The sequence below is a fragment of the Amycolatopsis sp. MJM2582 genome, from assembly GCF_000754115.1.
Taxonomy (GTDB): Bacteria; Actinomycetota; Actinomycetes; order Mycobacteriales; family Pseudonocardiaceae; genus Amycolatopsis; species Amycolatopsis japonica.
The window spans coordinates 1,767,736-1,794,572 of sequence record NZ_JPLW01000002.1; the positions used below are offsets into that span (position 1 = coordinate 1,767,736).

Sequence of the window (26,837 nt, forward strand, 5' to 3'; positions counted from 1 at the left end):
GCCGTTTAAATGCACCAGAGACATCCGATGTCTCAACTCTGTCGACGCCCGCGGAGCGCCGCTGAACCCGATGGTTGGTCGTCAAAGTTTCAACCTTTTCCCAGGAGGTTTCCATGTTCTGGAAACGGATCGCGGTCGCGGCCGTGGCCGCGACCGGTTTGGCCACGGCGCTGGTGGTGTCCCATCAGGACACTCCCGCCGCCGCGATAGAGCCCGCCGCGGCGAAAGTGCCCGCGTTCGACCACATCGTCCTCGTGATGTTCGAGAACAAGGACTACAAGGAGATCAGCGGCAGCTCCAAGGCGCCGTACTTCAACAAGCTCGCCTCACAGGGCGCCAAGTTCACCAAGGCGTACGGGACGACGCACCCCAGCCAGCCGAACTACATCGCCCAGTTCGCGGGTTCGACGCACGGGGTCGACAGCAACAAATGCCAGGATCTCGGGAACAAGGAGAACATCGCGTCCCAGCTGGCGGGGATCGGCAAGAAGTTCGTCGGTTACGCGGAAAGCATGCCTTCCGACGGCTACACCGGCTGCACGAAGGGCAATTACGCCCGCAAGCACAACAGCTGGGTCAGCTTCAGCAATGTGCCGTCGTCGGCGAACAAAAGGTTCTCGTCGTTCCCGAGCGACTTCACCAAGCTCCCCCACGTCGCTTTCGTGACCCCGGACCTGTGCAGCGACATGCACGACTGTTCGGTCGACACCGGCGACAAATGGCTGAAGAAGAACCTCGACGCGTACGCGCAGTGGGCCAAGACGCACAACAGCCTGCTGATCGTCAATTTCGACGAGGACAGCGGGACGTCGGTGAACCAGATCTTCACGACGTTCGTCGGCGCCCACGTGAAGCCGGGCAGTTACAGCGAATCCATCAACCACTACTCGATCCTCCGCACGATGGAGGCGTCGTTCGGCCTGCCGGGCATCGCCAACGCGGCCAACAAGGCGCCGATCACCAGCGTGTGGCAGTAATCGGGTGAATCCCGCGGGCGTGTCCACTGTGGACACGCCCGCGGGCGGAGAAGGGTGGTTCGTCGCGTGTACCTGTCCACGATCGGCCGCCGGGAGCATCCCGGTGGCGTGTCCAAGAAGTCTTTCGCCCTGCTGGGCGGGAACGTCTTCGCCCTGGGCACCGTCAGCCTCGTCACGGACGTCTCCTCCGAGATGGTGACGGCCGTGCTGCCGGTGTACCTGGTGCTCGGGCTGCACCTCGGCCCGGCGGCGTACGGCGTGGTGGACGGCCTTTACACCGGCGCGACCGCGCTGCTGCGCCTGGTCGGCGGCTACGTCGCCGACCGGGTGCGACGGCGCAAGGCGGTCGCCGGGCTGGGCTACGCGATGTCGGCCGTGGCGAAACTGGGGCTCGTGGCCGCGGGGTCGTCGGCGACCGCGATCGGCGTGGTGCTGACCGCGGACCGCACGGGCAAGGGGCTGCGGACCGCGCCCCGCGACGCGCTGATCACCCTGTCGGCCCCCGAGCACATGCTGGGCCGCGCGTTCGGCGTGCACCGGGCGATGGACAGCGTCGGCGCGTTCCTCGGCCCGCTCGCCGCGGTCGCGGTGCTGGCCGTGGCGGGCTCGGCGACCGGGATCGAGGGCTTCGACGCGGTCTTCGTGACCAGCTTCTGCATCGCCACCGCCGGAGTGCTGCTGCTGGCGTTGTTCGTCCGCGACCACCGCGCGCCCAAACCGCCGTCCGGCACCGTGTCCTTGCGAGCGGCGGCGGGGCTCCTGCGGGGCGCCGGCGTACGGCGGCTGCTGATCGCCGCGTGCGTCCTCGGCCTGGCCACCATCGGGGACGGCTTCGTCTATCTCCTGTTGCAGGACAAGGAGGACATCGCCACCGGCTGGTTCCCGCTGCTGGCCGTCGGGACCAACCTGGGCTATCTGCTGCTGGCCGCGCCGCTCGGCGCGCTGGCCGACCGTATCGGCAGGCTGCCGGTGATGCTCGGCGGTTACGGCGCCCTGATCGCCGTCTACCTGCTGCTGCTCAGCCCGCTCACCGGCTGGGCGTTGTTCGCGCTCACCCTCGGGCTGTACGGCGTGTTCTACGCGGCGACCGACGGTGTGCTGATGGCGCTCGCCGGACCGCTGCTGCCCGAGGCGTTGCGCACCACCGGTATCGCGATCGTGCAGAGCGGGCAGGCGCTGGCGTACTTCGTCTCGTCCGTCCTTTTCGGACTCTCATGGCAGTTCTGGGGCGCGACCACGGCGATCACGATCGCCGCCGGGACGGTGCTCGCCGCCGTCGCCGCCACCTTCGTTCTCTTGGTTCCCCGCAGGAAGGCACGACCGTGAACACCCGCACCCGCGTTCTGATCGCCGTCACCGGAGTACTCACGCTGGCCGCGGCCGCCGTGATCTACGTCGGGGTGGCGGGCGCGCGCAACCAGGACACCGCGTCGGCGGGCACCAGCGGCGCCGTCACCCTCGAAGGCGGGCGGTTGCTCTTCCGCAGCACCGCCGACGCCGACCGCGGGCACGTGTCCAGTGTCAGCGCCGCCGACCCCGGCGGCGCACGGGCGGTGTCGACCGTCTCCTGCAGCCGGGTCTACGCGGCGGGCGGCACGGGGATCTGCCTGCGGCCGGAAACCGGGCTCACCACGTATCAGCTGGCCGTGCTCGACGACCGTCTCGCGGTCACACAGGAGATCCCGCTGGTCGGCCTGCCCAACCGGGCACGGGTCTCGCCCGACGGGAAGCGGCTGGCGTGGACGGTGTTCGTCACCGGCGATTCCTACAACGGCGGCCGGTTCTCGACCCGCGCCGGCACCCTCGACCTCACCACCGACAACGTCGAGGGCACGCTGGAGGACTTCGCCGTGACCGTGGACGGCAAGCCGTACAAGGCGGCCGACTTCAACTTCTGGGGTGTCACCTTCACCCGTCAGTCTGGCCGGTTCTACGCCACCATGTCGACCGGCTCCCACCGGTACCTCGTCGAAGGCGACTCGGCAGCCCGGACCGTGAAGACCTTGCGGGACAACGTCGAATGCCCGTCCCTCTCCCCCGACGAGACCCGCGTCGCCTACAAGGCCGCCATCAACGGCGATCCCGCGAAGGGCTGGCGGGTGTCGGTGCTCGACCTCGCGAGCGGCACCGTGACGCCGCTGGCGGAGACCAGGAACGTCGACGACCAGCCCGCGTGGCTCGACGACCACACCGTCGCCTACGCCCTCCCCCGCACTCAAGGACACTCCGACGTCTGGGCCGTCTCCGCCGACGGCTCGGGCGCGCCGCGGCTGCTCATCCCGGAGGCCGAGTCACCCGCCGCGCTGCCCTAGGCACCGGTGATCAGGCGGACGCCTCGTAGGATCGGCCCGCCATGATCACGAACTTCCTGCTCGACCACTCCGCCCTCGTGCCGGCGGCGATCCTGCTGGTCGCGCTCGTCTGCGCCGTCCTGGGCCAGCTGTTCGCGGGCAGGCATCGAGTCCTCTGGACGCTCGCGGGAGTGGCGCTGGTGCCGGTCGTCGCGCTGACGCTGGTGCCCACCCGGCACACGATCGACGAGATCCTGTGCACGGTCCAGTTCTCCCTGCCCACGCTCGGCTCGGTGGAACTCCTGGCCAACGTCGCGCTGTTCCTGCCGCCGGTCTACTTCGCCGCACTGGCGTCCCGGCGGCCCGTGACGATGTTCGCGGCAGGCTCGGCGCTGTCCGCGGTGATCGAGGCGCTGCAGGCGTTCGTGCCCGCGATCGGCCGCGCCTGCGACACCAACGACTGGCTGATGAACACCATCGGCGCCCTCCTCGCGGCGGGTATGGCGTGGCTGGTGGGCCGCCGGGCTCAGTCGGGCAGTTCCACGGGCGCGATCTCGTCGTAGACGTCGCCGGGCCCCGGGTTCGCCGGATCCGTCTCGCCACCGAAGTGGTGCAGGACGCCCCAGACCGCGTTGAGCGCCGTCTGCACCGCGCCTTCGGCCCAGCCCGCCGTCCAGGAGACGTCGTCGCCCGCCAGGAAGAGGCCGCGGTAACGCTCCTCCAGCCGGTCCTGCTTGAAGTGGGTGAACAGCCGGTGCTGGTAGCGGTAGTGACCGGGCAGGTTGGCCTTGAACGCGCCCATGAAATGCGGTTCGGCCTCCCAGGACACGGTCACCGGGTCGCCGATGATGTGCCGCCGGACGTCGACGCCCGGGTAGATCTCCTTCAGCGACTGCAGCATCACCTCGACCCGCTCGGACACCGAAAGCGGCAGCCACTTCAGCGAATCGTCGGCCCAGGTGTAGGACAGGCAGATCACCGCGGGCGCGTCCGGGTCGTCGCCGAGCAGGTAGGTGCCGCGCGGCATGCGGTCGGTCAGCGTCATGCTCATCGTGTCGCGCCCGGTCTCCGGGTCCTTGTCCAGCCAGAACGGCCGGTCCACCGGGACGAAGACCTTCGAGGACTCCATGTAGTGCGTGCGCTCGATCGCCGTCCAGTGGTCGATCGGGAACAGCGCCTCGTCGCATTCGATCTTCGACAGCAGCATCCAGCTCTGCGCGGTGAACACCGCCGCCGGATAGGTGCGGATGCGGCCTTCGGTGTCGGTCACGGTGATGTTGTTCGGCGCGGTCCGGTGCAGCCGGGCGACGCCGGGGTTCGGGCTCCCGCCGTGCAGCGAGCTCAAACTCGTTCCGGCGGGCCAGAAAGCGATGTCCTCGGGCGCGTGTTCCCACAGTCGCAACGGAAGCCGCCTGCTGCCGCCGACGATGCTGCGGTGCTCGTCGTCGGCGCCGGTGTAGACCACCCGCAGGATCTCCAGGATGGAGTTCGGGAAGTCGGTGTCCCAGCCGCCGGTGCCGAAGCCGACCTGGCCGAAGATCTCGCGGTCGCGGAAGGAGGCGAACGCGGGCGAATCGCAGAGGAAACCGTAGAAGGTCTGGTTGTCCAGCTTCGGGACGAGCTCGTTCCACAGCCGCTTGATCGTCTTCACGTCGCGGTCGCGGATCGCCTTCTGCATCTCGGTGAACGCGGCCTGCTCGGACAGCGTGCTGTCCCACGCGGCCGCGACCTTGCCGAAGACGGCGGGGAGTTCGTCCGCCGTGCGCGCGTAGTGGCTCTCCCCCTTGAGATCGACGACGGTGCTCGGCGTGCCCGGCGCCAGCGGGTTCGGGAACGGCGTGGTCTCCAGGCCGACCTTGTCGATGTAGTGGAACAGCGCGGTCGAGGCCGGCGGGAAGCGCATCGCGCCCATCTCCGCGACGACGTCGTCCGGGCAGCCGGGGAAGTTCACCGTGCGCAGGCGGCCGCCGATCTCGGCGATCTCGTACACGACCGGGCGCAACCCGAGTTTCATCAGCTCGTACGCGGTGACGATCCCCGAGAGGCCGCCGCCGATCACCGCCACCTCGGTGCCGTGCCGCTCGGCCGGAAGGCTGCCGAGCCCGGCGGGGTGCGCGAGGAAATCGTCGTAGGCGAACGGGAAGTCGGGGCCGAACATGGTGATCGGGCGGCCCGCCGGTTCGTCGTGGTGGATCGCGGTCGGGAGGGCGGAGGTCATGCGGAAAGTCCTCGGTACAGATCGGGCCGTCGGTCGGCCAGGTGGGTGTTCTCCAGCCGCGACGCGGCGAGCGCGTCACGGGTCACATCGGCGCTGATCAGCTCCGGGCCGGCGCCCGCCCGGGCGAGCACCTCGCCGGTCGGGGCGACGACACAGGAGCGGCCGCAGTAGGTCAGCTCCTGTTCGGTGTCACACCGGTTCGCGTACGCGACGTACAGCTGGCTCTCGTAGGCACGAGCGGGCACCAGCGTGTCCGCGACCAGTTCGTACGGGCTCATCAGCGCGGTCGGCACCACGAGCAGTTCGGTCCCGGCCAGCGCGTGTGCCCGCACCAGCTCGGGGAACTCGACGTCATAGCAGATCAGCAGGCCGATCCGGAGACCGTCGAGCTCCGCCTGCAAGACCGCCTCGGCACCCGGCTCGAACCAGTCGCGGTCGATGTCGCCGAACAGATGCGTCTTGCGGTAGTTCGCCAGGCGTCGTCCGTCGCGGCCGATCAGCTGGACGCTGTTGTACACGCGGCCGCCGTCGGATTCGGGGTATCCGTAGGCCAGCGCGACGCCGGATTCCTTTGCCAGCGTGGACATCCGGGCCGCCGTCGGACCGTCGGCGGGCTCGGCGAGCTCATGTGACCGGGCGCCGATGTGGTAGCCAGTCGTGATCATCTCGGCGGCGATCACGAGATCGGCGCCCGACGCCTCGACGGCGGACGGCAGCTCGGCGTACGAGCCCTGGTGGACGGCGACCCTCATGCCGACGACGATATCCGCCGTTTCGCTGCACTGATAAGGGCGAATCGTTGCACAGGCGATTGGCAAACCAGCGAATCAGTGCGGCATCGCGCAACCCAGCGGCGATCTGTTGTCTGGATCACCCGCCCGGCGGCGGCTCCTCCGCGTGATCGTCCGCCCAGCCGAGTGCCTCGGTGATCGCCTTCTCCGCGATGGCCGACATCGTCGACATGTAGGTACCGCTGACGTGGTTGTCGTCGAGGTAGACGAGTACGTTGCCGATCACCGGCGGGCAGACCTCGGCCGTGCAGAAGTAGTCGCTGAAGTCGAGGAACCGCACGTTGGATGGCAGATCCGGCATCGTCTCGTACGGCGGCTCCGCCGCATAGAGGTCATAGCGCGGCGTGGCGCACTCGGGCGACTCCGCGCCGCGGCTCTCGACGCACGCCGACGGCGACTGGCCGAACCGCGGGTTGTCCCGCACCGCCAGCACCGGAATGCCCACTTCGTCGACCTTGCGCCACTGCGCGATGTAGCCGGCGGGAACCCGTTCTTCGACACCGACCTTCACGTCCCTGGTGCCGATCGTCATCACCGCGTCGGGGCGGGTGGTGACGATTTCGTCCACCACGGCGGTGTTCCAGTCGATGCAGGACTGGTCGCCCGGTACGGCGTCGGAGTCGGTCGAGAACGGGCAACCGCCGCGGAGGATCGACGTGACCTCCCAGTTCTTCTTTTCGGCGACCGGCAGCAGGGCGCCGAGGAACTGCCCGGCGTGCGAGTCGCCGGCGACGACGATCCGGCGGGTGGGATGTCCTGTGGTCTGCGACGTACAGACTTCGAGATCGGCGTTGCGCGGCGAGGTTCCGCACCGGGCCGGGTCGATCCCCGCCCAGTCTTCGGACACCGCGACGAACGACGGGACGAGCGCGGCGTCGGCGGCGCCCCAGTACGTGAACCCTTCGGTGTGCGCGAGCGCGCCGGGATGGTCGGGATCGTCGACCGCGATCGAGTAGTTCTCCGCCTGGCTCACGCTCACCCACTGCCAGGCACCGGTCGCGGCGAGCACGGCCGCGAGCGTCGCGGCACCGAACCGGTAGGCGCCCCAGCGGTTCCCGGCGCCGATCGCGGAAACCCGGACCGGCTTCTCGACCAGGTGATGGGTCAGCACGGCGAGGCCGAACGCCAGCGCGATGATCACCGCGCCCCCGCGCAGGCCGACCTCTTCCCGATCACGCGCGACGAGGTAGAAGACCAGGACCGGCCAGTGCCACAGGTAGAGCGCGTAACTCAAGTTGCCCAGATACTTCAGCGGGCGGCTGCTGAGGAAACGATCGGCGCCGGCTTTGAACGCGGTGTCCCCCGCGAGGATCACCAGCGCGGCCGAAAGCGTCGGCCAGAGCGCGAGATATCCGGGAAAGACCGTCCCGACCTGGAGCACCAACCCGCAGGAAACGAGCCCGGCGACCCCGGCCCAGCCGAACACGACCCGCGCCTGCCGGGGCACCTGGATCCGGTCGATGAGCAAGGCGAGCAGGCCACCGAGCGCGAACTCCCAAACCCGCGTCAGCGAATCGAAGTACGCCAGCGGCTGATCGACCGCGGTCAGCCACACCGAGTACGCGAGCGAGGCGGCGAACACCACGCCGAGCGTCGTGGCCAGCAGCGGAAGCACGTTCCGGCCCGCCCGCCTGGCGATCAGGAGCACCAGCCCGACCAGCAACGGCCACACGACGTAGAACTGCCCCTGGATCGACAGCGACCAGAAATGCTGGACGACGCTCGCCGAGTTGTGCTGGGCGAAGTAGTCCGCGGAATCCGCCGCCAGCTGCCAGTTCTCCAGGTACAGCGCGGAGGCGACGACCTCCTTGATCGTCTGGAACCAGCGGTTCTGCGGCAGCAGCACCATGCTCACCGCGACCACCAATAGCAGCACGGTGAGCGCGGCCGGGAACAGCCGCTTGATCATCCGGCCCCACATCGGCCGGTACTCGATCTTCCCGCGCGACGCCGCGCGGTAGAGCTGACCGGTGACGAGGAACCCGGAGATCAGGAAGAACGCGTCGACGCCGCCGGAGATCCGGCCGAGCCACACGTGGTAGACGACCACCAGCACGCACGCGAGCGCCCGCAGTCCCTGGATTTCCGGGCGGAACCGCCGCTCCGTCTCCCGCACACAACCACCACCATGATCACCGGCCGCCGACGGGCCGGGACCCTACGGCAGGAAGCTGTGAGCAAGCTATGCCCCCTCGTGGTGTGGGTGGCAGTTGATCGCAAGTCCGTGAAGGCCTCCTTGCCTACCCTGAAGGTAGGGAAGGAGGCCTTCACGGACTACAGGAGCAGCGTGGTGGGGCACCACTCACGACACCGCGGGCAGGGTCAGGTCGACTTCTGGCCGTCGATGCTCTCCCGCAGGATGTCGGCGTGCCCCGCGTGCTGCGCGGTCTCGGCGATGACGTGCGCCAGCACCCGGCGCACGCTGCGCACCGCGCCCGGCGGGTTCCAGGGCGCCTCCGGCAGCGGATGCGTCGCGGAAAGGTCCGGGATCGACGAGACGATCTCCCTCGTCCGCGCGGCCACCTCCTCGTAGCGCGCGAGGATCCCCGCGAGGGTGTCGCCGGGCAGCATCCTGAAGTTGTTCTGGTGGTCGATCGCCCACTGCGGGAACTCGCGGGCGGTCCCGGCGCCGATGTCCGCCCAGGTGACGCCTTCCGGCAGGTCGTAGGTCATCGCGGTCGGACCCTCGACCACGAAGCGCAGCCACATCTCCTCGATCGAGGCGACGTGTTTGACCAGTCCGCCGAGGCTCAGCTCGCTGACCGTCGGATGCTCGTCGAGCTGCTCGTCCGTGAGCCCCTGGACGGTGGTGGTCAGCGTGGCGCGGACGGTGTCGAGGGCTTCGAGCAGGTCGGCGCGCTCGGCGTCGAGGATGGTGGCGGTCATCGGGCCCTCCGTGTTGTCGTTTTCTGGCACGACATGACTCTCGCAGGGGTAGAGGACAGGTTGTGGCCGCTACTCCAGGCATTATGAAGAACATGCCGAAGACCTCCGCGCGACTGCTGTCGATGCTCTCGTTGCTGCAGGCCCGCCGCGACTGGCCGGGGGCGCTGCTGGCCGAGCGGCTCGACATCAGCCCGCGCACCGTGCGGCGCGACGTCGACAGGCTTCGAGAGCTCGGCTATCCCATCGCGACCATCAAGGGGCCCGACGGCGGGTACCGGCTCGACGCCGGATCCGAGCTGCCACCGCTGCTGTTCGACGACGAACAGGCGGTCGCGCTGGCCGTCGCGCTCCAGATCGCCACCACCAGCGGCGCGGGCATCGAGGAGGCGGCGATGCGGGCCCTGCACACCGTCCGTCAGGTCATGCCCTCCCGGCTGCGGCGCCGGATCGACACGGTGCGGGTCACCGCCGTCGAATCACCCGCGAGCCGCTCGGAGCCCCGCGTCGACGGCGATGTCCTGCTCGCGCTCGGCGCGGCGGTGCACGCCCGCGAGGTCCTGCGGTTCGACTACGCGGACGCGCGGCGCCGGGCCGAACCGCATCACCTCGTCACCTGGCACGGCCGCTGGTATCTCGTCGCCTGGGATCTGGATCGCGCGGATTGGCGCACCTTCCGGGCCGATCGGATCACTCCGCGCACCCCGACCGGCCCGCGGTTCACACCGCGTGAGCTGCCGGTCCCCGACGTCGCCACCTTCGTCGCGAGCCGGTTCCGTGGCGCGTCAGAGTCCGGCGAATGGCCGTGCCGCGGCGAAGTCGTCCTCGATCTCCCAGCGGCCACGGTGTCCCACTACGTCCGCGACGGCGTCGTGGAGGAACTCGGGCCGGATCGGTGCCGTCTGGTGCTGGGGTCGTGGTCGTGGGCCGGGCTCGCGGCGAGTATCGGCCGGTTCGACGCCGACATCGAGGTCGTCGGGCCTCCGGAACTCAGGGAGGCATTCGCCGTGCTGGCCGGCCGTTACGCGAAGGCCGCCCGCTGAACACGGCTACGGCGCCGGGAACCGCCCAGGGTCTGGAGGCGGTGCCCGACGCCGTCGACCGCCCATGGTCCGGGGGCGGCGCCCTCCGGTGCCGGCCCGCCCGGGGTCCGGCACCGAAGCCTCTGGGCCGTCACGACTTGTGGTGTACCTCCTGGAGCCCGTACACCGGCGTCGGGATGCCCTCGTAGCGCGCTTTCAGTTGCAGCGCCAGGTAAAGGGAGTAGTGCCGCGACTGGTGGAGGTTCCCGCCGTGGAACCACAGGCCTTCCTTCTGCGTGGGCTTCCACATGTTGCGCTGCTCCCCCTCCCACGGCCCGGGGTCCTTCGTCGTGCCGGAGCCCAGGCCCCAGCATTTGCCGACGAGGTCCGCGGTCTCCTGGCCGACCAGGTCGGCGACCCAGCCGTTCATCGAGCCGTAGCCGGTGGCGTAGACGACGACGTCCGCCTTCAGCTCCGTACCGTCGGACAGCACCACCGCGTCGCGGGTCAGATGGTCGACCTGGCCGTGGGCCAGTTTGATCTTCCCGTCGGCGACGAGTTCCGACGCGCCGACGTCGATGTAGTAGCCGGAGCCGCGCCGCAGGTACTTCAGGAACAGACCGGAACCGTCGTCACCCCAGTCGTGCTGGAACCCGGCCGCCTCCAGCCGCGCGTAGAAGTCCTTGTCCCGCTCACGGATCGCGTCGTACACCGGGATCTGGAACTGCGGCATGATCCGGTACGGGATCGACGCGAAGATCATGTCCGCCTTGTCGGTGGTGACCCCGGAACGCACCGCGCGTTCCGAATACAGGTCACCGAGCCCCAGGTCCATCAGCGAATCCGACTTCACCACATGCGTCGACGAGCGTTGCACCATGGTGACGTCGGCGCCGTGTTCCCACAGCGCCGCGCAGATGTCGTGCGCGGAGTTGTTGGAGCCGACCACGACCGCCTTCTTGCCGGCGTAGGAATCCGGGCCGGGGTGCTGGGACGAATGGTGCTGATCGCCCTCGAACTCGTCCATTCCCGGGAACGACGGGAGATTCGGCTTGCCGGACATCCCGGTCGCGAACACGACGTGCCGCGGGGTGAGCACCAGTTCCTCGCCCTCGCGGACGACGGTCACCAGCCATTGCTGCGCTTCCTCGTCCCAGGAGGCCGAGGTGACCTCGGTGCTCGTCCAGTACGGGACCTCCATGAGCCGCGTGTACATCTCGAGCCAGTCGGCGATCTTGTCCTTGGGCGCGAACACCGGCCAGTTGTCCGGGAACGGCAGATAGGGCAGGTGGTCGTACCAGACCGGGTCGTGCAGGCAGAGGTTCTTGTACCGCTTGCGCCACGAGTCACCGGCCCGCTGGTTGCGTTCCAGGACGAGCGTGGGCACGTCGAGCTGCCGCAGCCTGGCACCGAGCGCGATCCCGCCCTGTCCGCCGCCGATGACGACGACGTACGGCTGCTGCTCGTAGCCGAGCCGGGTCTGTTCCTCCTCGCGTTTCTCCGCCCACGACTTCCGGCCGCGGACGACGCCGTGCTCGACACCCTTCGGCCGCTGTTCGTTGCGACGCTCCTCGAAACCTTTGAGCTCGCGCAGGCTGGTCAGCAAGGTCCAGGCGCCTTCGTCCTTCAGCCTCAAGTGGCCCTTCGCGCGACCGGTCGCGGTTTCGAATTCCAGCCACGCTTCGGTCACGCCGTCGGCTTCGGTCGGCGTCTCGGTCGTGCGGAACCCGGAGGGGTCGATCCGGTCGAGGCAGTCGCCGAGCATCCCGGCCACCTCGTCGCGACCTTCGACCGTCTTGATCGTCCAGGTGAAGGCGACCAGGTCACGCCAATAACTGTCGACGGCGAAAAGCGCTGCGGCGGCTTCGACGTCGCGGGCGGCGAGGGCCGATTCGAATCGGCTCAGCCAGGCGTCCACCCGAGCCTGCGGCGAGCCCGTCGCCTCGATCCGGTCCACCGTCTGTGTCATGGCCACTCCTGAACTTCGGCGTTCGGCTGTTACCCCGATCACACGCCGCGGGCGGGTGGAGCGGCAAGGGTTGCAGCGAGTTGCAGCGCGACTCCGTGGCGCGCCTCGTCCGCCGGTCCTATGCTGGTCAGTCGACGCGATGGTGCGGAGGTGGCGTGTGGGCGTGCACAGCTCGGTCCCGCCAGGCGCCGACCTGCCGATGCACGCCCGCGACCTGATCCGCATGCACGAAGCCGTCATCGGTGGCGGCCGCCCTCGGGTCCGGCCGCGGCCGCTGGTGTCGCGCTCCTGGTCGCGGATGCTGAGCCTGGGGCTCGCCGCCGACGGCGTGAACACCCGGGATTCGGTGCCGCTCGACGAGGTCGCCCGCCGTCGACGCGCTTCCCCCTTGCGGCTGGTGGTGGACGATCTCGGGCAGGTGGTCGGCGCGACGGCCGACACCGCGAACATGCTGCTCGTGGTGACCGACGCCGACGGCATCATCCTCTGGCGGGTGGGTTCGCCCGCCGTGCGGCGCCGGGCCGACACCCTGGGCTTCACCGAAGGCGCCGTCTGGACCGAGACCAGGGTCGGCACCAACGCGATCGGCACCGCGCTCGCCGAGGCCGCGCCGGTGGAACTGCTCGCCGGGGAACATTTCGAACAGGGCCAGCATCCCTGGTACTGCACCGCGTCGCCGGTGCACGATCCGCGCACCGGCGATCTGCTCGGCGTGATCGACGTCAGCGGACCCGCGCTCACCTTGCACCCGGCGATCGGGGCGCTGGTGGAGACCGGACGTCGGCTGGTCGAATCCGAACTCTGGCGGCACCACCAGCAGGGTCTGGACCGATTGCGCCGGACCGCCGAACCGGTGGTGACCGGCGTGGGCGGCCCGGTCCTGCTGGTGGACGACGACGGCTGGGTGGCCCACTCCGCCGGGGTCGCCTCCGGCGCGCGGATCGCCGCGCCGTCGGAAGGACAGATCCTCGCCGTGCCCGGACTCGGCGCCTGCCTGCCCGAGCGGCTGGCCGAAGGCTGGCTCGTCCGTCCCGCCGACACCGCGCGCCAGGTGCGGCTGGAACTCGAACTCGGCCACGCGCCGATGCTGCGGATGGCGTCGGGTGACGTCGGCTGGGTCCGCACCGTGACACCGCGGCACGCGGAGATCCTGGTGCACCTCAACACGGCAGGCCTGTCCGGGCTTTCGGCCGAGGCGCTCAGCAGGGCGCTTTACGGTGACGCCGAACACCTCGTCACCGTCCGTGCCGAGGTCTCCCGGCTGCGAAGGCTGTTGGGGGCCATTGTGGACACCCGGCCGTACCGGCTCGCCGCGGGTGTCACCCTGACAGTCCATAAAGGACTCGAAGTCGGCGGCTGAACCTCGCCCGGTTGCCGGGCGGTCGGTCCGGGTACTCCGCGCGCATGGAGATCTTGCTCGCCGGAGCGGGCGTTCTGGCGTTGTGCGCCGCCGTGCTGCCGAACCTGCTGCACGAACGCGCCTTATCGATGCCGCTGGTCCTGTTGATGGGCGGGCTGGTCTTCGGGCTGCTTCCCTTCCCGCACCCCTACGGCCAGGGTGTCCTCGACCCGCGGTCGCAAGTGGGCGCCGTCGAGGTGATCACCGAACTCGGCGTCCTGGTGTCGCTGGTCGGCGCGGGGCTGAAGTCCGACCGGCTGATCGGCTGGCGATCGTGGAACTCGACGTGGCGCCTGCTGGCGATCACGTTGCCGCTTTCGGTCTGCGCGGTCGCCTTCCTCGGCTGGTGGGCGCTCGCCCTGTCCCCCGCCGCCGCGCTGCTGCTGGGCGCCGTGCTTTCCCCGACCGACCCGGTGCTGGCGAGCGACGTCCAGGTGCCCGCGCCGCATACCGGCGACGGGCGGGGCTCGGACAACGAGATCAGGTTCACGCTGACCTCGGAGGCCGGGCTCAACGACGGTCTGGCGATGCCGTTCGTGTTGCTGGCGCTCGTCTGGGCGGGGACGGCGAGTACGTCGCCGGTGCCCTGGCTGCTGACCGAGGTCGTCGTCCCGCTCGCGATCGCCGTCCTGGTCGGCTTCGTCTGCGGCCGGTTGCTGTCGTGGCTGATGTTCCGGGTGCGGCACGAAAGGCTGCGCCTCGGCGAATACTCCGACGGCCTGGTGGTGCTGGCCATCGCGTTCCTCCCCTTCGCGCTCTGCGAGTGGCTGGGCGGCATCGGCTTCGTCGCGGTGTTCATCGCCGCGGCGACCATCCGCGCCAGCGAACGGTCGCACGAGTACCACGGGGTACTGCACGAATTCGGCGACCAGCTGGAACGCCTCTTCGTCGCGCTGGCCCTGCTCGGTCTCGGTGTCGCGCTGGGCGACGGGCTGCTGGCGGGTCTGACGCTCGCCGAAATCCTGGTGGCGGTCGCGGCGGTGGTCATCGTGCGCCCGCTGTTCGGCGGCCTTGCGCTGCTCGGCGGCGCCACCACCCGCCCGGCGGCGACGGCGATCGCGTTCTTCGGCATCCGCGGGATCGGCAGCCTCTACTACCTCTCGTACGCGCTGGGGCACGGCGATTTCCCGATGGCCGACTCGTTGTGGCGGGTCACGGCGCTGACGATCGCGGTTTCGGTGCTCGTGCACGGGCTGCTGTCCGGTCCGGTGATGCGCAGGCTGGAGGACCGGGGAATGCAGAACCTGGAGAACGGGCCTTTCAAGCACGAAACCTAGCGATGCCACTCCCGGCCCTCGAGCCGCGCCTTCACCCGCTGCAACGTCGTCGCGATATTCGCCTGATTCGTCCCGGCGCGATCCGGCTCACCGGTGATGAGGATGGCGAGCGGCACGAACCACGGCGGCACCCGCAGCCAGTTCGTGACGGTGAGCCGGCTGCCGTCGCCTTCGGGGACGATGTCGTACTCCCACCGCGAAATCGGCACGAAGAACGGCGTGCGCACCCGGTAGGCGAACCGCCGCCCTGGCTCGGCCTCGACGATCTCGGCGTGGGTCACCCAGCGCCGTCGTCCGTTGCGGTTGCTGCCGGCGAACCAGTTCCCGACGCGCGCTTCGGTCGCGCCGCGGATCCAGCGGGCCTTGCGCAGTTCCTCGGTGCACTCCGACATCGCGACCGGATCGCTGACGAGCCGGTACACCTGCTCGGGGCCGGCGCCGATCGTGACCTCCCCGGTCGCGATCGGTTCGCTGTAGGTCAGGCTGTCCCTCGGCTTCGTCGCCATCGCGCCTCCCAGTCGACTTCGCCAGCCCACCAGCAGGAGTCCCGTCGGTCAAGCCCGGCGCGGGAAGCACCGCACGGACGCGGAATCATCGTGCCGCGATGAGTGCCTGGGGTGCGGCTTGCTTCATCCGCGTACGAAGCCAGGTCAGTTGCCGTGCGGTCTCCTGCTCATGGTCCTCGACGAGGTCGAGCAGTTCCCGGTCGCGCAGGCCCTGGGCGGCCTGGCCCACCACGGTCCAGGTGATGTCGGTGAACGACGACAGCGCGTAGAGGTCCTGCAGGTCCCGCAGCAGGCCGACACCACCGCTGCGGGTACCTTCCAGGCCCGCGGCGTGGAGCCGCTCGGGCTCCTCTTCACGGTCTTCGCCGTACCGCTCGACGATCGGGGCGAGCGCCTCGGTCTGCCGGTCGATCCGTCCGGCGAGCAGCAGGCAAGTGTGCTCGACGTCGGGTTCCTCGCCGTGGCCGCGGCCGACCTCCCGGAAGGCGTCGGCGAGGGTGGTCAGGGAGGTGTGCAGAAGGCCGAGGTAGGTGGCGAGATGCATGGGTCAGCCCTCCACCTTCCGGACGCGGACGGCACCGATCTTGAACAGCGGCTGTTTGGACACCGGATCCCATTCGGTCATGGTCAGTTCGTTGGCCGCCCGAGGATGCCCTTCGCCGCCGGTGTCCCAATAGCCGTAGTGGAACGGCAGGAACACGACGCCGGGACGGACCCGGCCGATCCGGGCGGGCACTTCGACCCGGCCCCGCGCGGACTCGACCAGGACGAGATCTCCGTCCGTGACCCCGAGTTCGGCGGCGTCGGACGCGGCGATTTCCGCCCACGGTTCCGGCGCGGCCCGCCGGAGCTTCGGGGCGCGGCCGGTTTTGGTCCGTGTGTGGAAGTGGTACACCGTGCGCCCCGTCGTGCAGACGAACGGATACCGCTCTCCGGGCTCCTCCGGCGGTGCCGTGTACTCGGCGGCCTTGAGGAACGCGCGTCCGTCCGGGTGCAGCGCCTGGTGTTCCTTGGCCGAAACCGTCCCGCCGGTGAGCAGGTCGTGACCGAAGTCCTCGCAGGCGTCCGAACTCGTGGTGAACACGCCGTCCGCGTAGAGCCGTTCGGTGCCGTCCGGGCGCTCGCCGTCACAGGGCCATTGGATCCCGCTGCCGCCGCGGAGTTTGTCGTACGACAGCCCGGTGTAGTCGCACAACCGGCCCCGGCTGCACTCCTGCCAGGCACGGAAGGCGTCCTCGGGGGTCCGCCAGCCGATCAGCGGATCGCCGTCGCGGTCACGGAAGTCCATCCGCCGCGCGTAGTCGAGGAAGATGTCCAGATCGGCGCGCGCCTCGCCCGGTGGCTCGACCGCCTTTTCCGACAGATGCACCGTGCGGTTGGCGTTGGTGAAGGTTCCCTGCTTCTCGCCCCAGAGCGCGGCGGGGAGGACGACGTCGGCGAACTCGGCCGTCTCGGTCCGGAAACCGTCCTGCACCACGACGAACAGGTCTTCCTTGCCGAGGATTTCGCGGATCCGCGGGAGTTCCGGCATGGAGACGGCGGGATTCGTCGCCGAGATCCAGAGGAACCGGATCGAGCCCTGTTCGGCGTAGCGCCAGATCTGCATGGCGTGGGTCGGCGGTGACCAGTGCGGGATGGTCAGCTCGTCGACGTTCCACAGTTCCGCCAGTTGCCGGACATGGTCGGGATTCTCCCAGTTGCGGAAGCCGGGAAGGTCGCCGTCGGCACCGCATTCCCGCGTGTTCTGCGCGGTGGGCTGGCCGTTCATCTGCAGCACTCCGCCGCCAGGCTTGCCGAGCATGCCCCGCAGCAGATGGAGGTTGTTGACCTGGCAGGCCGCGGCGGTGGCCTGATGTGACTGGTAGAAGCCCTGCAGCACGGTCGACAGCACCCGCTCGGACGTGCCGAAGATCTCCGCGGCTCGCACCAGGGCGTCCGGCTCGATCCCGCAGATCTCGCCGACGTGCGCGGGCGTGTACGGCTCGACGGTCTTTTCGAGTTCGGAGAAGCCGAGGGTGTGCGCGGAAACGTAGTCCTCGTCGATCCACTTGTTCACGATCAGCTCGCGGACCAGACCGTTCATCAGGGCCTGATTGGTACCGGGCAGCGGCGCGAGATGCAGGCCACCGGACTCCACCGCCGCCGCGGCGACCTTCGTCCGCCGTGGATCGACGGCGACGACCACGGGCGGCTCGGGTCCGGCGAGCCGGTCGAGGACCCGGCTCCACAACACGGTCTGCGTCTCGGCCATGTTGTGACCGAAGAGGAAAAGCGCGTCGCAGTGGTCGATGTCGGCGTACGTCCCGGGCTGGCCGTCGGAGCCGAAGCTCTCCTTCATCGCGGCGGCGGAGGTGGCCGTGCACAGCCTGGTGTTTCCGTCCATATGCGGGGTGCCGAGGCCGGCTTTGCCGATGACACCGAGCGTGTAGTACTCCTCCAGGAACAGCTGCCCGCTGGTGTAGAACCCGTGCGACAACGGCCCGGCCTCGTCCAGCAGTTCCTGGGAACGCCGCACGATCAGGCCCATCGCGGTGTCCCAGTCGGATTCCACCAGCTCGCCGTCGCGACGGATCAACGGCCGCGTCAACCGGTCCTTCCCGTTCCACTGCCAAGACCCGTAGAGCCCCTTGGGCCCCATCCGGCCGTGGTTGACCAGGTCGGTCTCGCGGCCGCGGACGCCGACCATCCTGCCGTCCTTCACCGCGATGTCGCACGCGCAGCCGTTGCTGCACAGGACGCAGGCCGAGCGAACCCAGCGGTCCACATCGGATTCACCGACGCCCGCCTCGAGGTGGAGGTCCGCTCTGCGAGGCCAAGCGTCCCCTCGCCGGTACGGGGTCCGCGCGCCCCAGACCTCGGCGATTCGCTCCGGTACCGCGTCTGCGTTCATGCGGAAGCCGTACCACGCCGCTCACCAGCCGAAACACCGGACAAAGCGGGCGGCCGGGTCAGGTGGCCGGTTCCGCCGGGAACACGACCTGGAAGCCCAGCCCTCGCAGCAGCTGCGTGAGCATCGCCCTGGTGTTGGCCTTGGCGCGTTCGAGCAGACCGGAGTGCTGCGCGGCTTCACCGATCCGTTTCTCCGCGGCCAGATAGAACGGCCGCTGATCCTGCACGGACACCAAGGCGCCGAGCCGGTCGATCAGGCCGCGCTCCTGACCGAAAACGTAGCTGCGTCCGTTGTCCAGGTTGGGTTTCGCGAGCTTCGGTTCGGGCAGGCGCACCTCGACCGTCCGCCGGTCTTCGGACACGGTCAGCGAATTCTCCACCAGCGGCCCGAAATCGACGTACGCGTCGACCGAACCGGCCGCGACGAACAGCGTGCGTTCCCCGGCGATGCTCGCGGGCACCCACGCGACGTCCTTCTCGATGTCGACGACGACCTGGTAGTCACCGACGGCCGCGTGGTATTGGCTCAGATCCCGCACCGCCTGGAGCACCGCCGGCTGCGAGCGGTCCACAGTGGACGTTCCGAACGGGTCGAGCTTCGGCAGGAGCCCGGTGATCTGTAGGGCCGCGGCGACGACCAGCAGCCCGGCCAGCACGAACGACCCGAGACGTACCCAGCGTTTCTTCACGCCCACCACCGCCTCTCGTCCGCGGGGAGTACCCGGCGGACGCGGTCCCGAAGCGTCGGAGGCGGATTCCCGTACGATCGGCGGAACCCGGTTCCGCACTTGGAGTAGTTTGACCGCATGCAGAACGTCTTGCCCGCGCCGGAGAAGGCCGGGCTGAACATCTCGGCGTTGCACTGGGCGGGTTTCCTCGGAATCGCCGTACTCGTGCTGGTCACGTCCGGGATCGGCCTGCCCTCGGTGCTGGTGGTGGCGCTGGGCGTCGCCGGGATGGCCACCCTCGTGCTGTCCTGGCTCGGCATCGGACGGCTCGCCGCCGGGCTGTCCGAGCGTCGGCTGTACTGGATCGCGGTCTCGTGGTGCGCGCCGCTGCTCGTCGCGCGCCCCCTGTTCAGCGGTGACATCAACAGCTACCTGGCGCAAGGCCTGATCGCGGCCAAGGGGCTGGACACCTATCTCGTGGGGCCCGCCGAGGCGCTCGGCGCCGATTCCCCGGTGACGATGGCCGTCAGCCATTACTGGCGGGACACGCCAGCGCCGTACGGTCCCGCGTTCGTCGCGCTGGCCCGCACGATCGCCCAGATCGCCGGGGACTCCTTCGTGCCGACGGTGCTGCTCCACCGGCTGCTGGGCCTGATCGGGATCGTGCTCATGGCGTGGGCGCTCCCCCGGCTCGCCCGCCGCGTCGGGGTCTCGCCGTCGATCGCGTTGTGGCTGGCCGTGCTCAATCCGCTGGTGCTCTGGCACGTCGTGGCGGGCGTGCACAACGACGGGCTCATGGTCGGGCTGATGGTCGCCGGGTTGGAGCTCGTCCTCATGGGCGCGGCGAAGACCGGCGCGGCCCGGCCCGCCCTGATCGCGGCGGGCGTGATCGCGGTGAGCGCGGCCGCGAACATCAAGATCGTGGCCGTCGCGGGCCTGCTGTTCGTCGGCGTCGACCTGTTCCGCCGGGCGACGCCCGCCGGCCGGGTGGCGGTCGCACTGGGGCTGCCCGCCGGATTCGCCGCCGTCACCGCGGCGATCTCACTCGGCAGCGGGCTCGGCTTCGGCTGGGTCCGCGTGCTGTCCGGGGTCTCCGGCCAGGTCCACAGCTGGATGGCGCCCACCAACGAACTCGGCTTCCTCGTCGGCGGCGTCGGCAAGATCTTCGGAGCCGACCTGACCGACGGCGCGATCGAGGTGTTCTCGCTCATCGGCGCGATCCTCGGTCTCGTCGTCGGCGCCAGGCTGCTGTGGCTCACGTACCGGCAGAAGCTGCACCCGCTCTACGCCGCAGGGCTGACCTTCGCCGCGATGCTGGTCCTCGGGCCGGTCGTGCAGCCTTGGTATCTCCTGTGGACGGTCGCGCTGCTGGCCGTGAGCCTCACGACCGACCGCGGGCGGTGGATCCTCGCCGTGGTCAGCGCCGTGTTCGGTGTGCTGCTCCCGCCCGCGAACGGCGGCGCCGTGTCCTTGGCGCTGGGCTACTTGATCGCCGTCGTGCTCATCGGCGGCACCTTGTTCGTGCTCAAACGGAAGGGCCTCTTGCCGGAGATCAGGCTCCGCAAGAGCCGGACGTAAAGGCTCCAGCGAGCGGGTGTCTCGACCGTGCCGGTGAGTTCACGCTCGGCGCGGTCGAGGCAGTCCTCCAACAGGGCGTCGTGCATCGGCCGCCACAGCAGCGGATACGTCAGCCAAGCGGGATGCCGGAGCCTCAGCACCATGAGATGCGCGAGCTCCGTCTTCCCGTTTTCGGCCGTCCGCAAGGTGAATTCGTGGAATCCGTCGAAACCGCGCGGCGCGGTGAACCGGAACCGCACCGCCTTCCCGGGTTCGTAGGACTCGACCCGATACCGCACCGGCCCGTGCCCGCCGGTCGCTCCCACCCCGAGCGGCCGGTCGAACCGCATCGTCGGCCACGCGTCGACGGGCCAGAGCTTGTCGCCGTCCGAGGCCAGTGTGTCGATCAACGCGCCGACGCGTTCCGGTGCCACATCGACGATCCGGTGATGCCTGTTCCATACGCGCATCGCGCGCCTCCCAGTTCTAGAGATCTTCCCCTAAAACGATAGTAGAGGATAGTCTCTGAAAATGGGACGGCCACCGCGGCACACCGCCGACGACTTCCTCGACGCCGCCGTGCGGATCTTCGCCACCGAAGGGGCCGCGGGGGTGACCATGTCGGCCGTCGCCCGCGAGGTCGGCGCGCCGAGCGGGTCGATCTACCACCGCTTCCCCGGACGTGCGGCACTGCTCGCCGCCGTCTGGCTCCGCACCCTGGACGGCTTCCAGCGGGGTTACCTCGAAGCGCTCGAACAGGAACCGGCCGTCGAAGCCGCCGTCGAGGCCGCCGCGCAGGTCGTCCGGTGGTGCCGCGCCCATCCCGCCGAGGCGAAACTGCTCTACGGGGGCGGCAGGGCACTCGGCGTCGACGACTGGAGCGCCGAAGATCGTGCCCGTGTCGAGGCCGCCAACCACCGGCTCGACACGGCGATCACCAAGGTGTTGCGGAAGCTGCGTCCGTTGACCGGCCGGAGCACCGACGAACTGATGCTCGCCCTGGTCGACCTCCCCTACGCCGCGGTGAGGAGACATCTCGACCGCGGCGAGGCACCGCCGCCGCGCACCGTCGACCTGGTGACGCGGACGACACGCACGCTGCTGACGGGCTGAGCTCAAGTCCGGGCGGGGATCACGAGGGAGAACTCCCCGCTGTCGACGAGGTCCAGCAGCAGCCGGGCGGCCCGGCTCGGCGGCCGTTCTCCCCTGGTGGCGATGGTCAGCGGCCACGTGAGGCCGGGCTCGTCGAGCGGGATCGTCCGGACCCCCGCGAGCAGCTTGAGATCGGGCACGACGGCGACGCCGAGCCCCGCCGTCACATAAGAGGGCACGGCACGCAGGTCGGCGACCTCGACGATGACCCGGCGCGGCGCCCCGAGCGCCTCGAAAGCGCGGTCCAGGGCCACCCGGTTGCCGAAGCCGCGGGGGTTGTCCACGAACGACTCGCCCGCGAGGTCGGCCAACGTCAGCGAACGCCGCCCGCTCAGCCGGTGGCCGTCTGGCAGCACAGCCACGAACGGCGCCGAACCGAGCAGTTTGGTGTCGAGCCCGGCGAGATCGGATTCGGGCAGGCCGAGGAGTGCGACGTCGAGCCTGCCCTGACGCAGGTCCTCGGCCAGTCCGGTCGAGCCGGTGATCGACACCGAAACGTGCAGGTCGACCAGCGGATAGCGGCGGTGGAACGCGCCGAGCAGATCGGGCAGGTCGAGATCGCCGACGCTGGTCAGCGTGCCGATGCGGAGGCTGCCCCGCAGGCCGGCGGAGGCGTCGGTGACCACCTCGCGCGCCCTGTCGAAGGCTTCCAGCGCGGCCTTCGCCTCGGGCAGGAACACCTTCCCCGCCGGGGAGAGCTCGACCTTTCGCGTGGACCGGTCGAACAGCTTGACCCCCAGTTCGCCTTCGAGGGCCTGAATCGTCGCCGAAACGGTCGACTGCACCGCGTACAACCGCTGGGCGGCGCGAGTGAAGCTGAGTTCCTCGGCGACGGCGACGAAACATTCGAGCTGGCGGGTCTCCACGGTTTCGATTATCGCATCCACCGATAACTGTGACCAGGATTGTTCGTTGGACTTGGATGATCCGAAGATTCACAGTGGAGACATGCTGAACAGTGTCGCCCTCCCCCGTCCCGCGTTCCGGCGGATCAGCCACGGTCGCGGTTTCTGGGTCATCGCGGCGGCCTACGCCGCCTCACTCGCCTTCTCGACCGTCCCCACGCCGCTCTATGTGCTCTATCAGCAGCGCGACGGCTTCCCGACCTACGTCGTGACCATCGTCTTCGCGGCGTACGCCGTCGGCGTGATGGGCAGCCTGTATCTCGCCGGCCATGTCAGCGACTGGCTGGGACGACGGCGGGTGATCCTCGCCGCGACCTTGGCCCAGGCGCTTTCCGCGACACTTTTCCTGGCGTGGCCGGACGTTCCCGGCCTGATCCTGGCCAGGCTCGTCGGCGGCGCGGGCATCGGCGCGCTGACCGCGACCGCCACCGCGCACCTGTCCGAACTCCGTGCCGTCGCCCGGCCACGGGAGGACCACGGCCGCGCGGGACTGATCGCGACCGTCGTCAACATGGGCGGGCTGGCGCTCGGACCGCTGTTCGGTGGCGTGTTCGCGAGTTATTCGGCCGAGCCGCTCACCACCCCGTTCGTGTTCTTCCTGGTCCTGCTGCTCGCCGCGGCCATCGCCGTCGCGCTCGTGCCGGAAACCGTGGAGCGCGCCGAAGAACGGCCCGCCTATCGGCCGCAGCGCGTCTCACTCCCGTCGAGCGCGCGGCCCGCCTTCTTCGGCGCGGCGATCGGCGCCTTCGCGGCGTTCGCGATCACGGGTCTATTCATGGCGCTGACGCCGACGTTGCTGGCGCAGGGCATGCACGAGAGTTCGCGGCTGCTGGCCGGTCTCGCCTCGTTCTCCGTGTTCCTCGCGGCGGCCGCGGCGCAGGTGCTCTTCGCCGGCCTGGCCAGGAAAACCCAGCTGCGCCTCGGTCTCGGGCTGATGGTGAGCGGGCTGGTGGCGCTGCCGGTCGCGGTGACGACGTCGCAGCTGTGGCTCTTCGTCGCGGGCGGGATCGTCGCGGGCGCCGGTGTCGGGCTGGGCTTCCGCGCGTCGGTGGCCACCGTCGCCGCCCTCGCCGAACCGCCGGTGCGCGGCGAGGTCCTCGCCGCCCTGTTCCTGGCCGCCTACGCCGGGCTGGTCCTGCCCATCCTGCTCGTCGGCATCGCGCTGATCTGGCTGCCGAGCGCGTGGGCGCTGATCGGATTCTCCGTGCTGGAACTGGGTTTGCTCGCCTGGTCGGCCCCCAAGGTGCTGACCTGACCGTCCACAATGGCGCGCCCGCGTGGTGACCCTCGTCAAACCGGCGGGCGATCCACACGGGCGATGTGCCATCCTGGTGACGGAACCTCCTCAACGAGGTCCCCGGACGAGTGGGTGCCGTACCCGGCCAGCGACAAGACGGCGCTCTGGGAGCGCGTCATGTCGTGGCTTGTCCTCGTCGTCTCGGGTGTGCTGGAAGCCGTGTGGGCCACCGCCCTCGGCAAATCCGAAGGTTTGTCCCGGCCCGTTCCGTCGGTGATCTTCGGCGTCACGCTGGTCGCCAGCATGGTGGGTCTCGCGTACGCGATGAAGGATCTCCCCGTCGGCACCGCCTACGCGGTCTGGGTCGGCATCGGGGCTTCGCTCACCGTCGCCTATGGCATGTGGTCCGGCGCGGAAACCGTTTCGGTGGCCCGGATCCTGCTGATCGTGGGGATCGTCGCCTGCGTGGTGGGCCTGAAGGTCCTGCACTGACGCCGATCGGTCCAGGTGGTCGTGAGTGGCGTTTCGGGTTAGAACCCGAAACGCCACTCACGACCCACCCGACCAAAAAGGGACCGCCCCCGACGCACGGACGACGTCGGGGGCGGTCGGGTCCGGGCGCACCCCTGCGTGTGGCCCGGACGGCTAGGTGGTCAGGCGCGCGCCCAGAGCGCTGGGACGTTCGGCGGCTCCCAACCGACCTGAGCGGTGTGGCCCTGCAGGGCCCGGTACGAAACGCCGTCGTAGGTCACCGTCGCGCCCGCGGCGTAGGTGGTACCGGCCGCCCAGGTTCCGCCGGGCGGGTTGTTCGACGTCGTGGTGGTCGGCGTGGTGCTCGACGGCGGGTTCGAGCCCGAGGTCACCAGGCGGAGGCTGTAGACGCTCAGGATCTCCGAGATCGGCTGGAAGTAGAACGTGCCGCCCGAGCTGCAGTTGCCGGAGCCACCGGAGGTGACGCCCTGCGCCTGGTCGCCCGCGAGCCACGAGCCACCGGAGTCACCCGGCTCGGCGCAGGCGTTGGTCCGCGTGAGGCCGGAAACGGTGCCCTGCGGGTAGTTCACCGAGGCGTTCTTCTGCTGGATCGTGCCGCAGTGCCAGCCCGTCGTGGAACCGGAGCGGCAGACCGACGCGCCGATCGCGGCCTCCTGCGAACCCGCCACCGGGACGGTGCCCGGGTACCGGTTCACCAGGCCGCGCGGGGTGTTGCCCGCGTCCACCCGGACCCACGCGTAGTCGTTGCCGGGGAAGCTGGAGCCCGCGACGGTCCCGCTCGGGTTCGACGTGCGCGTGCCGGTGGTGCCGCAGTGGCCCGCGGTGACGAAGCCGCCCTCGACCGAGAAACCGATCGAGCACCGGCCCGAGCCGAAGGTGTAGGCGTTGCCGCCGATGACGTCGATCAACGGCACCGGGCTTTCGGTGCTGGTCTCGACCCGCACCGCGTCGGCACGCACACCGGAAGCGGTCGCCCACGACTTCGCGGCGGCCTCGCCACCGGCGTTGGCCAGGACGACGATCGAGTTGGTGGTGGCGTCGACGTACCAGCCGGGCACGGTCTTCGGCGCGCTGGTTCCCTTGGCGTCCAACGACAACTTCGCCGCGTCGAGTTGCGCGGCGCTCCGGGCGACCGTCTTCGGGGTCGCGCCGGCCGCACGGACGACACCTTCCAGGGCCGCGTCGGTGACCGCGACGGTCAGCGTGGTCCCGGACGCGTCCAGCCACGATCCGGCGTAGGACGGGCCGAGCCGGGTCTTGAGGTCGCCGTCGGCGCGGGCCGCCTTCTGCTCGCCGGCGAGCCGGGTCTTCGCCTGATCCGGGCTGATCTTCAGGTCGCGCGCCAGTGCGGCGACGATCTCCGACTGGACCTGGTCGGCCGCCGAAGCGGTCTGGCCGGCGCTGGCGCTCGGCGTCAGCGCGACGGCTGTGACCAGGCCCGCGCCGGTAAGGGCCGCCGCGGCGGCCGCTACGATCTTTCGGTTCATTTCAGGCGTTTCCTCACCGCGTTCCGGAAGAAGATCTCGTCCCAGACCGTACGAGGCACCTGCTACAAATGGTACATACCATTTAGGTCATATCCACCGAGTGGACTGGACCTTTCAACCGCTTCCGCGCTGGTCAGCCCACTCCCGCATCCGTGTAGTCGACGCCATAACCCGGATTCAACTCCAGATACTTCGAGTAGGTCGGCCGCCGGTCGATCAGCTCGCCGTACACCGCGCGCGACAGCGCGATCATCTCCGCGGCGAAGGGCCCCATCTCCCCGCGTTCCGACCAGCCGACGAGATTCCGCCAGCTCAGCGGATTCCCCGCGATCGGGACCGCGACGATCCCCGGGATCTCGTGGAACAGCGGCTGGCACAACACGACCGCGTGTCCCGACTCGACCATCTCGATACAGGTCAGCACATCGGTCTCGTACAACGATCGGGGCGTGAAGCCCGATCTCGCGCACGCGGACGCGAAACAGTCGCCGAAGCATCCGTCCCCCGGCGTCGCGCACCAGCGTTCGTCCGCGAGGGCGCCGAGTTCGACCTCGTTCTGCTGCGCGCGCTCGTCTCGCGCGGACATCAGCACGAACACCGGATGATGCGCGAGCGTCCGCCAGCGAAGACCGGGTTCCGGCGGTGGGCCCGCGTCACCGCAGACGCCGACGAAGGCGAAGTCCAGCGCGCCCTCGGCGGTCATGTCCGCGAGTTTGTTGGCCGACCACGACGTATGCGTGGCGACGTGGATGTCGGGATGGGTGGTGCCGAGGCGTTGCAGGAGGGCTCCCAGCATCGGCCCCGTCGCCGAGCCGAGCCGCAGGGTCACCGGCTCACCGGTGCCCGCGTGCTGGGCGAGACGTGCCGCTTCGTCGTGCAGCGACGACACGGCGGGCAGCACCATCTTGGCCCGGTCGAGGACGAGGAGACCGAGCGCGGTCGGCCTCGTGCCGGTGTGATCGCGGAGGAACAGCTTCCCGCCGAGGGTCCGTTCGATGCGCTTCAGTTGTGCTGTCAGTGCAGGCTGGGCCATTCCGAGCGTATTCGCCGCTTTGGTGATACTCCCGAGTTCGGCGATCGCGCACATGATGCGCAAGTGGCGCAGTTCCAGCTCCAT

General features: G+C 69.6%; 24 protein-coding genes and 1 riboswitch. Of the genes, 11 read left to right on the forward strand and 13 right to left on the reverse strand.

All coding sequences use genetic code 11. The features are described from left to right. The first annotated feature begins 113 nt into the window (after positions 1 to 113). The 4 genes from ED92_RS18270 to ED92_RS18285 all read left to right on the forward strand — a co-directional run bounded on the left by ED92_RS18270 (position 114) and on the right by ED92_RS18285 (position 3,831). Complete coding sequence (locus ED92_RS18270; RefSeq protein ID WP_037339543.1) at positions 114 to 977, forward strand: alkaline phosphatase family protein; 864 nt, start codon at positions 114 to 116, stop codon at positions 975 to 977. A gap of 66 nt (positions 978 to 1,043) precedes the next feature. Beyond that, on the forward strand, positions 1,044 to 2,303 hold the full coding sequence (locus ED92_RS18275; RefSeq protein ID WP_052120672.1) for an MFS transporter: 1,260 nt from the start codon (positions 1,044 to 1,046) through the stop codon (positions 2,301 to 2,303). After that, positions 2,300 to 3,289, forward strand: coding sequence for a PD40 domain-containing protein (locus tag ED92_RS18280; RefSeq protein WP_037339546.1), 990 nt, complete (start codon positions 2,300 to 2,302; stop codon positions 3,287 to 3,289). The genes ED92_RS18275 and ED92_RS18280 overlap by 4 nt, the downstream gene beginning before the upstream one ends. Before the next feature lie 41 nt (positions 3,290 to 3,330). After that, complete coding sequence (locus tag ED92_RS18285; protein ID WP_037339550.1) at positions 3,331 to 3,831, forward strand: VanZ family protein; 501 nt, start codon at positions 3,331 to 3,333, stop codon at positions 3,829 to 3,831. Here the strand turns inward: ED92_RS18285 and ED92_RS18290 are convergent. The 4 genes from ED92_RS18290 to ED92_RS18305 all read right to left on the reverse strand — a co-directional run bounded on the left by ED92_RS18290 (position 3,795) and on the right by ED92_RS18305 (position 9,163). Then, entirely contained in the window at positions 3,795 to 5,486 is a 1,692-nt protein-coding gene (locus ED92_RS18290) for an NAD(P)/FAD-dependent oxidoreductase (protein WP_037339552.1), read from the reverse strand. The two genes, ED92_RS18285 and ED92_RS18290, sit on opposite strands and share 37 nt — an antisense overlap. After that, a complete protein-coding gene (locus ED92_RS18295) occupies positions 5,483 to 6,238 on the reverse strand; it encodes a carbon-nitrogen hydrolase family protein (RefSeq protein WP_037339553.1) in 756 nt (251 codons plus the stop codon). The genes ED92_RS18290 and ED92_RS18295 overlap by 4 nt, the downstream gene beginning before the upstream one ends. A gap of 118 nt (positions 6,239 to 6,356) precedes the next feature. Continuing rightward, positions 6,357 to 8,393 (reverse strand): acyltransferase family protein, encoded by a 2,037-nt coding sequence (locus tag ED92_RS18300; protein WP_037339554.1) that lies wholly within the window; start codon positions 8,391 to 8,393, stop codon positions 6,357 to 6,359. 206 nt (positions 8,394 to 8,599) lie between these two features. Continuing rightward, complete coding sequence (locus ED92_RS18305) at positions 8,600 to 9,163, reverse strand: DinB family protein (protein WP_037339555.1); 564 nt, start codon at positions 9,161 to 9,163, stop codon at positions 8,600 to 8,602. A 92-nt stretch (positions 9,164 to 9,255) separates the two neighbouring features. Between ED92_RS18305 and ED92_RS18310 the strand changes: the two genes are divergently transcribed. Next, positions 9,256 to 10,203, forward strand: a complete 948-nt coding sequence (locus tag ED92_RS18310; RefSeq protein ID WP_037340337.1) for a YafY family protein — start codon at positions 9,256 to 9,258, stop codon at positions 10,201 to 10,203. A gap of 130 nt (positions 10,204 to 10,333) precedes the next feature. Here ED92_RS18310 and ED92_RS18315 read toward each other — a convergent pair whose 3' ends face one another. After that, a complete protein-coding gene (locus ED92_RS18315; protein ID WP_037339556.1) occupies positions 10,334 to 12,151 on the reverse strand; it encodes an NAD(P)/FAD-dependent oxidoreductase in 1,818 nt (605 codons plus the stop codon). 157 nt (positions 12,152 to 12,308) lie between these two features. Between ED92_RS18315 and ED92_RS18320 the strand changes: the two genes are divergently transcribed. Then, the gene (locus ED92_RS18320; RefSeq protein ID WP_037339557.1) at positions 12,309 to 13,511 is read left to right on the forward strand and encodes a GAF domain-containing protein; all 1,203 of its coding nucleotides are present in this window, start codon (positions 12,309 to 12,311) and stop codon (positions 13,509 to 13,511) included. Between the two features lie 44 nt (positions 13,512 to 13,555). Then, positions 13,556 to 14,827, forward strand: a complete 1,272-nt coding sequence (locus tag ED92_RS18325) for a sodium:proton antiporter (protein ID WP_037339560.1) — start codon at positions 13,556 to 13,558, stop codon at positions 14,825 to 14,827. Here the strand turns inward: ED92_RS18325 and ED92_RS18330 are convergent. The 4 genes from ED92_RS18330 to ED92_RS18345 form a co-directional block, all read right to left on the reverse strand. Continuing rightward, positions 14,824 to 15,333 carry an SRPBCC family protein gene (locus tag ED92_RS18330; RefSeq protein ID WP_037339562.1) on the reverse strand — a complete coding sequence of 170 codons (510 nt, stop codon included), beginning with the start codon at positions 15,331 to 15,333 and terminating at the stop codon, positions 14,824 to 14,826. The genes ED92_RS18325 and ED92_RS18330 overlap by 4 nt on opposite strands. Before the next feature lie 85 nt (positions 15,334 to 15,418). Further along, positions 15,419 to 15,877, reverse strand: a complete 459-nt coding sequence (locus ED92_RS18335) for a hypothetical protein (protein WP_037339565.1) — start codon at positions 15,875 to 15,877, stop codon at positions 15,419 to 15,421. Between the two features lie 3 nt (positions 15,878 to 15,880). Continuing rightward, the gene (locus ED92_RS18340) at positions 15,881 to 18,223 is read right to left on the reverse strand and encodes a molybdopterin oxidoreductase family protein (protein ID WP_037339568.1); all 2,343 of its coding nucleotides are present in this window, start codon (positions 18,221 to 18,223) and stop codon (positions 15,881 to 15,883) included. A 58-nt stretch (positions 18,224 to 18,281) separates the two neighbouring features. Next, entirely contained in the window at positions 18,282 to 18,917 is a 636-nt protein-coding gene (locus tag ED92_RS18345) for a DUF4230 domain-containing protein (protein WP_037340340.1), read from the reverse strand. Positions 18,918 to 19,028: 111 nt separating this feature from the next. On the opposite strand from ED92_RS18345, the gene mptB reads away from it, so the two are divergent. Further along, a complete protein-coding gene (gene mptB / locus ED92_RS18350; protein WP_037339571.1) occupies positions 19,029 to 20,468 on the forward strand; it encodes a polyprenol phosphomannose-dependent alpha 1,6 mannosyltransferase MptB in 1,440 nt (479 codons plus the stop codon). Here the strand turns inward: mptB and ED92_RS42800 are convergent. After that, positions 20,372 to 20,917 (reverse strand): SRPBCC family protein, encoded by a 546-nt coding sequence (locus ED92_RS42800; RefSeq protein WP_161791119.1) that lies wholly within the window; start codon positions 20,915 to 20,917, stop codon positions 20,372 to 20,374. The genes mptB and ED92_RS42800 overlap by 97 nt on opposite strands. A gap of 61 nt (positions 20,918 to 20,978) precedes the next feature. On the opposite strand from ED92_RS42800, the gene ED92_RS18355 reads away from it, so the two are divergent. Then, a complete protein-coding gene (locus ED92_RS18355) occupies positions 20,979 to 21,560 on the forward strand; it encodes a TetR/AcrR family transcriptional regulator (protein ID WP_037339574.1) in 582 nt (193 codons plus the stop codon). 2 nt (positions 21,561 to 21,562) lie between these two features. On the opposite strand, the gene ED92_RS18360 is transcribed toward ED92_RS18355, so the two are convergent. Beyond that, positions 21,563 to 22,465 carry a LysR family transcriptional regulator gene (locus ED92_RS18360; RefSeq protein WP_037339576.1) on the reverse strand — a complete coding sequence of 301 codons (903 nt, stop codon included), beginning with the start codon at positions 22,463 to 22,465 and terminating at the stop codon, positions 21,563 to 21,565. An 82-nt stretch (positions 22,466 to 22,547) separates the two neighbouring features. On the opposite strand from ED92_RS18360, the gene ED92_RS18365 reads away from it, so the two are divergent. Together ED92_RS18365 and ED92_RS18370 are read left to right on the forward strand one after the other, a co-directional pair. After that, entirely contained in the window at positions 22,548 to 23,759 is a 1,212-nt protein-coding gene (locus ED92_RS18365) for an MFS transporter (protein WP_037339579.1), read from the forward strand. Between the two features lie 79 nt (positions 23,760 to 23,838). Then, positions 23,839 to 23,907, forward strand: a riboswitch (guanidine-III (ykkC-III) riboswitch). Positions 23,908 to 23,918: 11 nt separating this feature from the next. Beyond that, on the forward strand, positions 23,919 to 24,233 hold the full coding sequence (locus ED92_RS18370; protein WP_037340344.1) for a multidrug efflux SMR transporter: 315 nt from the start codon (positions 23,919 to 23,921) through the stop codon (positions 24,231 to 24,233). Positions 24,234 to 24,394: 161 nt separating this feature from the next. Here ED92_RS18370 and ED92_RS18375 read toward each other — a convergent pair whose 3' ends face one another. Beyond that, positions 24,395 to 25,720, reverse strand: coding sequence for an alpha-lytic protease prodomain-containing protein (locus tag ED92_RS18375; protein WP_037339582.1), 1,326 nt, complete (start codon positions 25,718 to 25,720; stop codon positions 24,395 to 24,397). A 133-nt stretch (positions 25,721 to 25,853) separates the two neighbouring features. Beyond that, a complete protein-coding gene (locus ED92_RS18380) occupies positions 25,854 to 26,837 on the reverse strand; it encodes a LysR family transcriptional regulator (RefSeq protein ID WP_037339585.1) in 984 nt (327 codons plus the stop codon).